The sequence below is a fragment of the Pseudomonas lalucatii genome, assembly GCF_018398425.1.
In the GTDB taxonomy this organism is placed as follows: Bacteria; Pseudomonadota; Gammaproteobacteria; order Pseudomonadales; family Pseudomonadaceae; genus Aquipseudomonas; species Aquipseudomonas lalucatii.
Genome location: NZ_JADPMV010000002.1, coordinates 252,590 through 265,594, shown reverse-complemented (window position 1 = coordinate 265,594; position 13,005 = coordinate 252,590). Strand labels below are relative to the sequence as shown.

Here is a 13,005-nt window from a genome sequence, read left to right as displayed (position 1 = left end):
TATAATGCGGCCCTTTGCCGGCTTTGCCGTGGCCGCCTGATTCCGTGGATGACCCTATGAAAAGCGCAGAAATCCGTGAAGCCTTCCTGAGCTTCTTCGAAGAGAAAGGCCACACCCGTGTCGCCTCCAGCTCCCTGATCCCGGGCAACGACCCGACCCTGCTGTTCACCAACGCGGGGATGAACCAGTTCAAGGATTGCTTCCTCGGCCTGGAGAAGCGCGCCTACACCCGCGCCACCACCAGCCAGAAGTGCGTGCGTGCCGGCGGCAAGCACAACGACCTGGAGAACGTCGGCTATACGGCGCGCCACCACACCTTCTTCGAGATGCTGGGCAACTTCAGCTTCGGCGACTATTTCAAGCGCGACGCCATCCATTTCGCCTGGGAGTTCCTCACCGGCGACAAGTGGCTGAAGCTGCCCAAGGACAGGCTGTGGGTCACCGTCTACGCCAGCGACGACGAGGCCTACGACATCTGGACCCAGCAGGTCGGCGTGCCGGCCGAGCGCATGGTGCGCATCGGCGACAACAAGGGCGCGCCCTATGCCTCCGACAACTTCTGGGCGATGGGCGACACCGGACCCTGCGGGCCCTGCACCGAGATCTTCTTCGACCACGGTGCGGATGTGGCCGGCGGCCCGCCCGGCAGCCCGGACGAGGACGGCGATCGCTACATCGAGATCTGGAACAACGTGTTCATGCAGTTCAACCGCACCGCAGACGGCGTCATGCACCCGCTGCCGGCGCCGAGCGTGGACACCGGCATGGGCCTGGAGCGCATCAGCGCGGTGCTGCAGCACGTGCACTCGAACTACGAGATCGACCTGTTCCAGCAGCTGCTGGACGCCGCCGCCCAGGCCATCGGCTGCCGCAACGAGGGCCAGGCCTCGCTCAAGGTGGTGGCCGATCACATCCGCTCCTGCAGCTTCCTGATCGCCGACGGCGTCACCCCGTCCAACGAGGGCCGTGGCTACGTGCTGCGCCGCATCGTTCGCCGCGCCTGCCGCCACGGCAACAAGCTGGGCGCCAAGGGCAGCTTCTTCTATCGCATCGTCGCCGCCCTGGTGGCCGAGATGGGCGAGGCCTTCCCCGAGCTCAAGCAGCAGCAGGCGCACATCGAGCGCGTGCTCAAGGGCGAGGAGGAGCAGTTCGCCAAGACCCTGGAGCAGGGCCTGAAGATCCTCGAGCAGGACCTGGTCGGCCTCAAGGGCAAGATGATCCCCGGCGAGACCCTGTTCAAGCTCTACGACACCTACGGTTTCCCGGTCGACCTGACCGGCGACATCGCCCGCGAGCGTGGCCTGACCATCGACGAGGCCGGCTTCGAGCGCGAGATGGAGGGCCAGCGCGAGCGCGCCCGCTCCGCCAGCGCCTTCGGCATGGACTACAACAGCCTGGTCAAGGTGGATGCCGACACCCAGTTCACCGGCTATGTCTGCACCGCCGACCAGGGCCAGGTGGTCGCCCTGTTCAAGGCCGGCGAGGCGGTCGAGCGGCTCGCCGAGGGCGAGGAGGGCGTGGTGGTGCTCAGCCAGACGCCGTTCTACGCCGAATCCGGCGGCCAGGTCGGCGACTGCGGCTTCCTCGCCGCGGCCGCTGCGCGCTTCGACGTGCGTGACACCACCAAGGCCGGCGGCGCCTTCCTGCACCACGGCATCATCGGCAGCGGCACCCTCGAGGTCGGCGCCAAGGTCACCGCCCAGGTCGACGCCACGGTGCGCCAGGCCACGGCGCTCAACCACTCGGCCACCCACCTGCTGCACTCGGCCCTGCGCCTGGTGCTCGGCGAGCACGTGCAGCAGAAGGGCTCGCTGGTCGACAGCCAGCGCCTGCGTTTCGACTTCAGCCACTTCGAGGCGGTGACCCCGGCCCAGCTCAAGGCCCTGGAGGATATGGTCAACGGCGAGATTCGCAAGAACAGCGAAGTGGAGACCGAGGAGACCGATATCGACACGGCCAAGGCCAAGGGCGCCGCGGCGCTGTTCGGCGAGAAGTACGGCGAGACCGTGCGCATGCTGACCATGGGCGGCGGCTTCTCGGTCGAGCTGTGCGGCGGCACCCACGTCTCCCGTACCGGCGACATCGGCCTGTTCAAGATCGTCAGCGAGGGCGGCGTGGCCGCCGGCGTGCGCCGCATCGAGGCGGTCACCGGCGCCGCGGCCCTGGCCTACCTGAACGGCGCCGAGGAGCAGCTGAAAGAGGCGGCGGCGCTGGTCAAGGGCAGTCGCGACAACCTGCTGGACAAGCTGGCCGGCGTACTGGAGCGCAACCGCCAGCTGGAGAAGGAGCTGGAGCAGCTCAAGGCCAAGGCCGCCAGCGCCGCGGGCAACGACCTGGCCGGCTCGGCCGTCGAGGTCAAGGGCGCCAAGGTGCTGGCCGCACGGCTCGACGGCCTCGACGGCAAGGCGCTGCTGGCCATGGTCGACCAGTTGAAGAACAAGCTCGGCAGCGCGGTGATCCTGCTCGGCGGCGTGCAGGACGACAAGGTGGTGCTGGTGGCCGGGGTGACCCAGGACCTGACCGCCAAGCTCAAGGCCGGCGAGCTGATGAAACAGGCGGCGGCGGCCGTGGGCGGCAAGGGCGGCGGTCGCCCGGACATGGCCCAGGGTGGCGGCAGCGATGCGGCGGCGCTGGACGGCGCCCTGGCGCTGGCCGTGGCCTTCGCCGAGCAGGGATTGTAAGCACCCGCCGGTGCGCCGGCGACGCCGAGGTCGGGCCCCGCCCGGCGGGCCTTGGCACTGCGCTGAGTTGAATGTCTAATGGGCGCCCTTCACGGGCTGAGGCGGCTTTGAAATGGCTTTGATCGTACAGAAATTCGGGGGCACCTCCGTCGGCACCGTTGAACGTATTCAGCAGGTGGCCGAGAAGGTCAAGAAATTCCGCGAGAACGGCGACGATATCGTCGTCGTGGTGTCGGCCATGAGTGGCGAGACCAACCGCCTGATCGACCTGGCCAGGCAGGTCAGCGACGATCAGCCGGTACCGCGGGAGCTGGATGTCATGGTGTCCACCGGCGAGCAGGTGACCATCGCCCTGCTGGCCATGGCGCTGATCAAGCGCGGCGTGCCGGCGGTGTCCTACACCGGCAACCAGGTGCGCATCCTCACCGACAGCGCGCACAACAAGGCGCGCATCCTGCAGATCGACGACCAGAAGCTGCGCAACGACCTCAAGGCCGGGCGCGTGGTGGTGGTCGCCGGCTTCCAGGGGGTGGACGAGCACGGCAACATCACCACCCTCGGCCGTGGCGGCTCCGATACCACCGGGGTGGCCCTGGCCGCGGCGCTGAAGGCCGCCGAGTGCCAGATCTACACCGACGTCGACGGGGTCTACACCACCGACCCGCGCGTGGTGCCCCAGGCCCAGCGCCTGGAGAAGATCACCTTCGAGGAAATGCTGGAAATGGCCAGCCTCGGCTCCAAGGTGCTGCAGATCCGTTCGGTGGAGTTCGCCGGCAAGTACAACGTCCCGCTGCGCGTGCTGCACAGCTTCCAAGAGGGGCCGGGCACCCTCATTACCCTTGATGAAGAGGAAACCATGGAACAGCCGATCATCTCCGGCATCGCTTTCAACCGCGACGAAGCCAAGCTGACCATCCGTGGCGTGCCGGACATCCCGGGCGTGGCTTTCAAGATCCTTGGCCCGATCAGCGCCGCCAACATCGAAGTGGACATGATCGTGCAGAACGTGTCCCACGATAACACCACCGACTTCACCTTCACCGTGCACCGCAACGACTACCAGAGTGCGCAGCAGGTGCTGGAAAACACCTCGCGCGAGCTGGGTGCCCGGGAAGTGGTCGGCGACATCAAGATCGCCAAGGTGTCCATCGTCGGCGTCGGCATGCGCTCTCACGCGGGCGTCGCCAGCCGCATGTTCGAGGCCCTGGCCAAGGAGAACATCAACATCCAGATGATCTCCACCTCGGAGATCAAGGTGTCGGTGGTGATCGAGGAGAAATACCTGGAACTCGCGGTGCGCGCCCTGCATACCGCGTTCGAGCTGGACGCTCCGGCCCGCCAGGGCGACTGAGGCATATCCGAAAGGCGCGGCAGGTTCCGCGCCTTTCGTCTTTTTGGTTGGTGGGGGGCAGGACTTTCTTTCTGCCCACTCTGGTCAATACTTGGGTGAAGGTTCCGCTTAAGCTGCTCGGGGCTGCCACCATTTTCTTTTTTGCAGACTGTTGTCCTGAAATGTAAGCCGTGAGGAGAAAGGAATGCTGATTCTGACTCGCCGGGTCGGAGAGACCCTGATGGTCGGTGATGAAGTGACTGTCACCGTGTTGGGCGTGAAAGGTAATCAGGTGCGCATCGGCGTCAACGCGCCGAAGGAGGTTGCCGTGCACCGTGAGGAGATTTACCAGCGTATTCAGAAAGAGAAAGGCGACGAACCAAGCCACTAATTTTTCTCGAAATTTTGGCTTTGCAAACGGGGAAAACATGGTTATCATGCGCCCCGTGTTGCGGAGAGGTGGCCGAGTGGCCGAAGGCGCTCCCCTGCTAAGGGAGTACACCTCAAAAGGGTGTCGGGGGTTCGAATCCCCCCTTCTCCGCCATATTTTGCAGTGTAGGGTGGGTTTCAGCGTTAGCTCGATAAGTTGTTGAAATTAATCGAAATAATGCTTGAAAAAGAGATTTTGCTCCCTATAATGCGCACGCTCAGTGCACTCATAGCTCAGCTGGATAGAGTACCCGGCTACGAACCGGGCGGTCGGAGGTTCGAATCCTCCTGAGTGCGCCATACAGCAAATGGCTTGCAGTGATGTAAGCCATTTTGTTTTAACCAGCGGTGATCTGGTCTAAAAGCGCCATACGCACTCATAGCTCAGCTGGATAGAGTACCCGGCTACGAACCGGGCGGTCGGAGGTTCGAATCCTCCTGAGTGCGCCATACCGAAAGGGCCTGCAGCGATGCAGGCCCTTTTTCTTTGTGCGGATTTTTTGTGGCCTAGGGTTTTCCCTTGACGCAGCCGGCATCGTCGAAGCTGATCTGCCGACTGCTGCCTTCGCGGTCGCGATAGTGGTAGCGCGTCCGGCCGTTCTGGGTGCTGATCTTGTCCGGCTTTCCGAGTGCGCTCTCGACGTCGCTGCGGGTCATGCCGGCGAGCACCTGTTGCCTGATCATGGCCGTACGCCGGGCGCTGCCGGTGACGCGATTGCCGCAGCCGTCGCCTTGCTCGCCAACCACCAGTGGGGCACTGGGTTTTGCCTGCGACCTGGTGCGGGTCGTTTTGCCGGTCTGCGCCAATGGCACCGGCTGGCCGCTGCCAGGTGTCGGGTTATGGGCGCGGTGCAGCTGCAGGTCCTGCGCCTCGCTGCAGCCTTGCAGGGTGAAGGTGATGTGGCCGCCGGGGTCTTCGCAGCGAAACACGGTCGCGGCCAGCAGGGGTGAGGGGCATAGCAGGGTCGCGCAGAGCGCAAAGCAACGCAGTCGGTGCATCGAGACGTCCTCCTTGACGATCAGAAAAGCAGCCTAGCTGTGTAAACCCAGTACGTTATTCAGTGAAAGCGGAACGCGACTGATTGGTGGCTGGTAGCCGAGGCTGGCGTGTGGCCGGTGCCAATTGTAGTGATGTAGCCAGGGCGTCAGGTGCTGTGCTCGCTGTGCCGAACTTTCATAGCTATGGGCATAGGCCCACTCGCGCAGACTGGTCTGGATGAAGCGCTCGGCCTTGCCGTTGGTGCGTGGCGTGTAAGGTTTGGTGCGCAGATGGCGCAGCCCCAATCGTCTGAGCAAACGCCGAAACGTGCGAGAGCGATAGCAGCTGCCGTTGTCGGTCATGATGCGGGTGAAACGAATGCCCAGGCTGCGGTAGTAGCGCAGCGCCTGGAGCAAGGCTTGGCAAGCACTGCGACCACGCTCGTCAGGATGCAGGCTGCTGAAGGCGATGCGGCTGGCATCGTCGATGGCCACGTGGACGAATTCCCAGCCCGCGCCGTCGGAGTTCTGCTGGCGGTCGCCGGTGACCCGATGGCCAGGTCGCCAGAAACGGCCCAGCTTTTTGATATCCAGATGCAGCAGATCTCCGGGTGTCGGGTACTCGTAGCGCACCACCGGTGGCGCCGGCTCCAGCTCAGCCAGTCGATGAAAGCCGGCCCGCCGCAGGCGGCGCGCAACAGTGCTGACGGCCAAGCCTAGCTCTCTGGCGATCTGCCGATAGGTCTTGCGGCATCGCCGATGTTCGATCAGACGCTCGACCACGGTATCGGGTGTCGCATGCGGGCAGTGTTGCGGACGTGATGAACGATCCATCAACCCGGCCTCGCCTTCCTCGCGAAAGCGCCGCAACCATTTGTAGGCGGTTCGCACGCTCACACCGGCCGCCTGGGCGGCTTCTTCGACCCGCAAGCCGTGCTGGATGCGCTGAACCAAAAGGGCTCGACCGCGAGGGGTAAGACGGGCATGTTTATGCAGGTTCATCCGGGGCTCCTGGAAGGCTAGGTTGGTCGCACTTCCAGAATTCCGGGAATGCCCCGGATGAACAACCTACTGAGAGATCACACCTAGCCCACCGTCCGCTCTGCGCCAGTGGTGCCTTGCGGCCCGGCGCGGGCGTCGCAGTTGCACATGCGTAGAAACTACTCAGGTTTGTGGTGCAAGCGCTTGTTCTTGGCTGGCTTTTGTCACGCGCACGGGCCTGGGGCGGTGTTATGATCTGCCGGTCGGCCCCGCCGGGGCCTGTGGGACACCACCATGGACTTACCCAGTAGTTACTTTGAATCTCGATTGTGCAATCGCGTATTGACTGATTGACCCTCTTTGGCGTGCGCCGCCGCTGGGGGAGGAGCGCGCCATGACTGAAGTAGACGCCAAGAAGCCGCAAGAAAGCCTGCAGGATCGCCTCGCCCAGGTGGTCGAACTGCTGCACCGCCACAAGGTGGTCGAAGACCTGACCCATCGCCAGGAGGGGCAGCACCAGGACCTGGTGGAAAACCTGGTGCACCGGCAGAACCTTGCCGAGCTGCAGCGCAGGCTCGACGATCTGCACCCCGCCGATGTCGCCCATATCCTCGAGGCTTTGCCGCTCGACGACCGCCTGACCATCTGGCAGCTGGTCAAGGCCGAGCGCGACGGTGACATCCTCCTGGAAGTCTCCGATGCGGTGCGCGAGACGCTGCTCGCCGACATGGACGACCACGAGATACTCGCGGCGGCCAAGGAGATGGATGCCGACGAGCTGGCCGACCTGGCCTCCGAGCTGCCGCGCGACGTCGTCCATGAGCTGATGGAAAGCCTCGACGCGCAGCAGCGCGAGCGCGTGCGCTCGGCGCTGTCCTACGAGGAGGAGCAGGTCGGCGCGCTGATGGACTTCGAGATGGTCACCATCCGCGAAGACGTCAGCCTCGAGGTGGTGTTGCGCTACCTGCGTCGCCTCAAGGAGCTGCCGGGGCATACCGACAAGCTGTTCGTGGTCGACTACGACGGTGTGCTCAAGGGCGTGCTGCCGATCAAGCGGCTGCTGGTCAACGATCCGGAGCGTCTGGTCAGTGAGGTGATGGCAACCGATCCGGTGGGCTTTCACCCGGATGAGGACGCCTACGACGCGGCCCAGGCCTTCGAACGCTACGACCTGATTTCCGCGCCCGTGGTGGACAAGAACGGCAAGCTGATCGGCCGCCTGACCATCGACGAGATGGTCGACCTGATCCGCGAGGAGAGTGAGAGTGAGGTCCTCAACATGGCCGGTCTGCGCGAGGAGGAGGATATCTTCGCCTCGGTGTGGAAGTCCTTGCGCAACCGCTGGGCCTGGCTGGCGATCAACCTGATCACCGCCTTCCTCGCCTCGCGGGTGATCGGCCTGTTCGAGGGCTCGATCGAGAAGCTGGTGGCCCTGGCGGCGTTGATGCCCATAGTCGCCGGCATCGGCGGCAATTCCGGCAACCAGACCATTACCATGATCGTCCGCGCCATGGCGCTGGACCAGGTCAGCACCGGCAATACCTCGCGGCTGATCCGCAAGGAGCTGGGGGTGTCGCTGATCAATGGCCTGGTGTGGGGCGGGGTGATCGGCGTCGTGGCCTTCCTGCTGTACGACAGCTGGTCGCTGGGCGTGGTGATGACCGCCGCCATGACCCTGAACCTGTTGCTGGCCGCGCTGATGGGGGTGTTGATTCCCATGACCCTGGTGCGCATGGGGCGCGACCCGGCGATGGGCGCCAGCGTGATGATCACGGCGGTGACCGACAGTGGCGGTTTCTTTATCTTCCTCGGGCTGGCCTCGGTGTTTCTGCTGTGAGGCTGGCCTTGTCCGGCGGTGGTGAGGGAGCGCTGGGCGGTGACGCAATTACGTCCGAAAATGTCACATTAACGGCCTTGGATTTGCTTCAAACGCTTGTTTCAAGCTAAGGTGCGCCAGCTTTGCCCGGCGCGTTTCCGGGCACCTCCGCTAATAACGACAATGCGGCCCCGGAGCCGCAGTTAAAAGGAGTCATCATGACCCCCAGCCAACTCCTGCTCGAGGGCGTCGAGCTCATGCTGTTCGGCATGGGTTTCGTGTTCGTTTTCCTGGTTCTGCTGATCCTCTCCATTCGCCTGATGGCGCACCTGCTCGGGCGTTTTTCCGCGCCTGCGCCGCAGCGCGCCGCCGTCGCGCCCGCAGCGCCCAAGGCGCTAGAGCAGGCGCCGAGCCCCGACGTGCTCGCCGCCATCCAGGCCGCCATTCACCAACACCGCGCGCGCCGCGGCTGACCCAGGTTCGACAGGGAGCTTTCGTATGACCGCTGTGAAAAAGGCCCTCGGCATCACCGACGTGGTGCTGCGTGACGCCCACCAATCCATTCTGGCCACCCGCGTGCGCCTGGAGGACATGCTGCCGATCGCGGCCAAGCTCGACCAGGTCGGCTTCTGGTCGGTGGAGTCCTGGGGCGGGGCGACCTTCGACGCCTGCATCCGCTACCTGGGCGAAGACCCCTGGGAGCGCATCCGCGCCCTCAAGCAGGCCATGCCCAACACCCGTCAGCAGATGCTGCTGCGCGGGCAGAACCTGCTCGGCTACCGTCACTACGCCGACGACGTGGTGGAGAAGTTCGTCGAGCGGGCGGCGGTCAACGGCGTCGACGTGTTTCGCGTGTTCGACGCGATGAACGACCCGCGCAACCTGCAGACCGCCCTGCAGGCGGTCAAGCGCCAGGGCAAGCATGCCCAGGGCACCATCTCCTACACCACCAGCCCGGTGCACACCCTGCAGATGTGGGTCGACCTGGCCAAGCAGATCGAGGACATGGGCGCCGACTCCATCGCCATCAAGGACATGGCCGGCATCCTTACCCCCTACGTCGCCTTCGAACTGGTGTCGCGGCTCAAGGCCAGCCTGGCGATCCCGATCCATATGCAGTGCCACGCCACGGCGGGGCTGTCTTCCGTGGCCATCCTCAAGGCGGTGGAGGCCGGCATCGACAACGTCGACACGGCCATCTCCTCGCTGTCGATGACCTACGGCCACTCGCCGACCGAGTCGGTGGTGGCGATGTTCCAGGGCACCGAGCGCGACACCGGGCTGAACCTGGAGCTGCTGGAAGAGATCGCCGCCTACTTCCGCGAGGTGCGCAAGAAGTACGCCAAGTTCGAGGGCAATCTCAAGGGCGTCGACTCGCGCATCCTGGTCGCCCAGGTGCCGGGCGGCATGCTCACCAACATGGAGAGCCAGCTCAAGGAGCAGGGCGCCCAGGACAAGTTCGACGAGGTGCTGGCGGAAATCCCGCGGGTGCGCGAAGACCTCGGCTTCATTCCGCTGGTGACCCCGACCTCGCAGATCGTCGGCACCCAGGCGGTGATCAACGTCCTGACCGGCGAGCGCTACAAGTCGATCACCAAGGAAACCGCCGGCGTGCTCAAGGGCGAGTACGGCGCGGCGCCGGCGCCGTTCAACGCCGAGCTGCAGGCCCGCGTGCTGGAGGGCGGCGAGGCCATCAGCTGCCGTCCGGCCGACCTGCTCGAGGCGGAGATGGACAAGCTGAGCGCCGAGCTCAAGGGCATCGCCCGGGAGAAGGGCATCAAGCTGGCCAAGGACGAAATCGACGACGTGCTGACCTATGCGCTGTTTCCGCAGATCGGCCTGAAGTTCCTGGAGAACCGCGGCAACCCGGCGGCCTTCGAGCCGGCGCCGACTGGCCAGGAGCTGCCGGCGCGCGAAGCGGGCAAGCCCGAGGTCTACACCGTCGAGGTCGGCGGCAAGTCCTATGTGGTGCAGGTGGGCGAGGGTGGCGATATCGAGGGCATCAAATCGCTCGGCGGCGCCTCGGCGCCTGACGCGGCCGCCGCTCCGGCTGCCGTCGGCGGCGGCGAGCCGCAGACCGCACCGCTGGCCGGCAACATCTTCAAGGTGCTGGTGCAACCGGGCCAGGCGGTCGAGGAGGGGCAGCTGGTGATCATCCTCGAGGCCATGAAGATGGAAACCGAGATCCGCGCATTCAAGGCCGGCACCGTGGGTGCGGTCAACGTCAAGGTCGGCGATGCGGTGGCGGTGGGCGACAGCCTGCTGGCCATCGCCTGAGGGGCGCTCCATGGAGAAGCTCGTCAAGCTGTGGCAAAGCACCGGCCTGTATCACCTGGAGCCGGGCCAGGCCCTGATGATTCTGGTCTGCCTGGGACTGGTCTACATGGCCATCCGCAAGGGCTTCGAGCCGTTGCTGCTGATCCCGATCGGTTTCGGCGGGGTGCTGGCCAATATTCCGGTGGCCAATATGGCCGAGGGTGCCGGTTTCCTGCACATGATCTATGAGGTCGGCCTGCCCACCAGCCTGTTCCCGCTGCTGATCTTCATGGGCGTCGGGGCCATGACCGACTTCGGTCCGATGCTGGCCAACCCCAAGACCCTGCTGCTGGGGGCGGCGGCGCAGTTCGGCATCTTCGCCACCCTGATCGGCGCCCTGGCGCTGACCGCCCTGGGTATCCCGGGCATGGAGTTCAGCCTCAAGGAGGCGGCGTCGATCGCCATCATCGGTGGCGCAGATGGCCCCACTTCGATCTTCGTCACCTCCAAGCTGGCGCCGGACCTGCTCGGCCCGATCGCCGTGGCGGCCTATTCCTACATGGCCCTGGTGCCACTGATCCAGCCGCCGATCATGCGTGCGCTGACCACCAAGGAAGAGCGCGCCATCGTCATGCAGCAACTGCGGCATGTCAGTCAGGTCGAGAAGATCGTCTTCCCGCTGGTGCTGTGCCTGCTGGTCGGCATGCTGCTGCCGGACGCCGCGCCGCTGGTGGGCATGTTCGCCTTCGGCAACCTGCTGCGCGAGGCCGGCGTGGTCGAGCGCCTGGCGGACACCTCGCGCAATGCGCTGATCAACATCGTCACCATCGGCCTGGGGCTGACCGTGGGCTCCAAGCTGTCGGCCGAGGCCTTCCTGCAGCTCAAGACCCTGGGCATCCTGGTGCTGGGGATGGTGGCCTTCTGCGGCGGCACTGCCGCCGGGGTGTTGATGGCCAAGGGCATGAACCTGCTCAGCAAGAACAAGATCAACCCGCTGATCGGCTCGGCCGGGGTGTCGGCGGTGCCGATGGCGGCGCGGGTGTCGAACAAGGTCGGCCTGGAGGCCAACCCGCAGAACTTCCTGCTGATGCACGCCATGGGGCCGAACGTGGCCGGGGTGATCGGCTCGGCGGTGGCGGCGGGGGTGCTGCTCAACTTCGCTGGCTAAAGGTGGGCTATCGGGAGCCGCCGCGCTGGCGGTTCTCGGGCATAAAAAAACCGGCGGGTCAGCCGGTTTTTTTATGCCCGTAGGGGTCAGGCGTCCTGCGCCGCCAGTTCGCCGTCGTGGGCGATCAGGGCGACCAGGGCGTTCTGCTGGCGCCGCGACAACTGGCGGAAGCGCTGCAGCAGTTCGCGTTCATGCTGGGACAGTTCGGGGCTGTCGATGCGCAGATTCGAATCATCGTCCAGCGCGCCTTCCTGCAGCATGCTCTGCTCGAGGCGGGCGATGATTTCCGAGTTCATGCTGCGGTGATGGTTGCGTGCCACATCGGCAATGCGTTCGCGCATGCCATCGGGCAAGCGGACAACGAATTTGTCAGCGGTACGACTGGAATAGATGGCCTGTTTCATAGGGGGCATACAGTAAACCGGTTCGTTCATGAAAGCGATGCTGGCACAAGGCTACAAAATGGTTACGGTTGAGACCCATTTTCGCCCTCGTTGTTCCTCCAGCATAGTCGTTCGCATCGAGATGACTATCGAGTCAAAAGAACAATTATTTGGCGCCAATTACGTGTCGTATTTTGGCTCGAATAAAGGCTCTTTGCCAGCACCGATCGTCAGAAGTGCGCGGTACTAGGCAAAACCCCGTCATTCTGGCTGCCGGTCCGCGCGAATCTTCGCGCGCGGCGCTGCCGCTCACCGGCCGGCGCAGGGATTATGATGTGCCGGCGTTCGCTGCCGTTGCCAGGCGGGCGCTGCTGGGGCAGATCTGGCTGCAGGCGAAGAGGGAGGCTGATGGCTGGGCGCTTGATCTATCTGATGGGGCCTTCGGGCTCGGGCAAGGACAGCGTGCTACAGGCTGCACGCGGGCCGCTGGCCGCGCGTGGCTGTCGGATCGCCCGGCGGGTGATCACCCGTTCCGCCGAGGCCCTCGGCGAAGAGGCGTTGTCGTTGTCGCCGGCGCAGTTCGAGGCTCAGGAGCGGGCCGGTGCCTTCGCCATGAGCTGGCGCGCCAACGGCCTGGCCTACGGCATTCCCCGGCAGATCGACGAATGGCTGGCCGGCGGCGAGGATGTGCTGGTCAATGGTTCCCGCGCCTACCTGGCCGAGGCGCGTCGGCGTTACCCGGACCTGCTCGCGGTGGTGCTGACCGTGGATCTTGCGGTCCTGCGCCAGCGCCTGCTGGCCCGTGGTCGCGAGACGCCGTCGGAAATCGAGGCGCGCCTGGCGCGCAACGCCCAGTTCGGCGGCGCTGCTGCGGAGCTCGAGAGGCTGTACCTGCTGGACAACTCCGGCGCGTTGGCGCGTACGGTGGACCAGTTGCTCGGCCTGATCGAAGCCAGCCGCTCCGGCGCCTGAGGGCCGGGCCA

Annotated in this window: 11 protein-coding genes and 3 tRNA genes; 11 read left to right on the top strand and 3 right to left on the bottom strand. The window is 65.0% G+C overall.

What is annotated here, in order from left to right:
* Positions 1 to 56 precede the first annotated feature (56 nt).
* The 6 genes from alaS (at position 57) to I0D00_RS14490 (ending at position 4,890) form a co-directional block, all read left to right on the top strand.
* Positions 57 to 2,681: an alanine--tRNA ligase gene (gene alaS / locus I0D00_RS14515; protein WP_213640550.1), complete on the top strand. Its 2,625-nt coding sequence runs from the start codon at positions 57 to 59 to the stop codon at positions 2,679 to 2,681.
* Between the two features lie 112 nt (positions 2,682 to 2,793).
* Positions 2,794 to 4,032, top strand: coding sequence for an aspartate kinase (locus I0D00_RS14510; RefSeq protein WP_213640549.1), 1,239 nt, complete (start codon positions 2,794 to 2,796; stop codon positions 4,030 to 4,032).
* 184 nt (positions 4,033 to 4,216) lie between these two features.
* Complete coding sequence (gene csrA / locus I0D00_RS14505) at positions 4,217 to 4,402, top strand: carbon storage regulator CsrA (RefSeq protein WP_069517029.1); 186 nt, start codon at positions 4,217 to 4,219, stop codon at positions 4,400 to 4,402.
* 62 nt (positions 4,403 to 4,464) lie between these two features.
* Positions 4,465 to 4,555 (top strand) — tRNA-Ser (locus tag I0D00_RS14500).
* Between the two features lie 108 nt (positions 4,556 to 4,663).
* A tRNA-Arg gene (locus I0D00_RS14495) sits at positions 4,664 to 4,740 on the top strand.
* Positions 4,741 to 4,813: 73 nt separating this feature from the next.
* Positions 4,814 to 4,890: transfer RNA gene (locus tag I0D00_RS14490), tRNA-Arg, on the top strand.
* 57 nt (positions 4,891 to 4,947) lie between these two features.
* On the opposite strand, the gene I0D00_RS14485 is transcribed toward I0D00_RS14490, so the two are convergent.
* Both I0D00_RS14485 and I0D00_RS14480 read right to left on the bottom strand, forming a co-directional pair.
* On the bottom strand, positions 4,948 to 5,439 hold the full coding sequence (locus I0D00_RS14485; RefSeq protein WP_213640548.1) for a DUF4124 domain-containing protein: 492 nt from the start codon (positions 5,437 to 5,439) through the stop codon (positions 4,948 to 4,950).
* Positions 5,440 to 5,472: 33 nt separating this feature from the next.
* On the bottom strand, positions 5,473 to 6,420 hold the full coding sequence (locus tag I0D00_RS14480; protein ID WP_213640547.1) for an IS481 family transposase: 948 nt from the start codon (positions 6,418 to 6,420) through the stop codon (positions 5,473 to 5,475).
* Between the two features lie 373 nt (positions 6,421 to 6,793).
* On the opposite strand from I0D00_RS14480, the gene mgtE reads away from it, so the two are divergent.
* The 4 genes from mgtE (at position 6,794) to I0D00_RS14460 (ending at position 11,639) form a co-directional block, all read left to right on the top strand.
* Complete coding sequence (mgtE, locus tag I0D00_RS14475) at positions 6,794 to 8,236, top strand: magnesium transporter (RefSeq protein WP_213640546.1); 1,443 nt, start codon at positions 6,794 to 6,796, stop codon at positions 8,234 to 8,236.
* A 197-nt stretch (positions 8,237 to 8,433) separates the two neighbouring features.
* Positions 8,434 to 8,688: an OadG family protein gene (locus tag I0D00_RS14470; RefSeq protein WP_213640545.1), complete on the top strand. Its 255-nt coding sequence runs from the start codon at positions 8,434 to 8,436 to the stop codon at positions 8,686 to 8,688.
* A 25-nt stretch (positions 8,689 to 8,713) separates the two neighbouring features.
* A complete protein-coding gene (oadA, locus tag I0D00_RS14465; protein ID WP_213640544.1) occupies positions 8,714 to 10,492 on the top strand; it encodes a sodium-extruding oxaloacetate decarboxylase subunit alpha in 1,779 nt (592 codons plus the stop codon).
* A gap of 10 nt (positions 10,493 to 10,502) precedes the next feature.
* Positions 10,503 to 11,639 (top strand): sodium ion-translocating decarboxylase subunit beta, encoded by a 1,137-nt coding sequence (locus I0D00_RS14460; protein ID WP_213640543.1) that lies wholly within the window; start codon positions 10,503 to 10,505, stop codon positions 11,637 to 11,639.
* A gap of 86 nt (positions 11,640 to 11,725) precedes the next feature.
* Here I0D00_RS14460 and I0D00_RS14455 read toward each other — a convergent pair whose 3' ends face one another.
* Positions 11,726 to 12,052: an Arc family DNA-binding protein gene (locus I0D00_RS14455; protein ID WP_213640542.1), complete on the bottom strand. Its 327-nt coding sequence runs from the start codon at positions 12,050 to 12,052 to the stop codon at positions 11,726 to 11,728.
* Between the two features lie 378 nt (positions 12,053 to 12,430).
* Here I0D00_RS14455 and phnN point away from each other — a divergent pair, with 378 nt between their 5' ends.
* Positions 12,431 to 12,994, top strand: coding sequence for a phosphonate metabolism protein/1,5-bisphosphokinase (PRPP-forming) PhnN (gene phnN, locus I0D00_RS14450; RefSeq protein ID WP_213640541.1), 564 nt, complete (start codon positions 12,431 to 12,433; stop codon positions 12,992 to 12,994).
* Positions 12,995 to 13,005 lie beyond the last annotated feature (11 nt).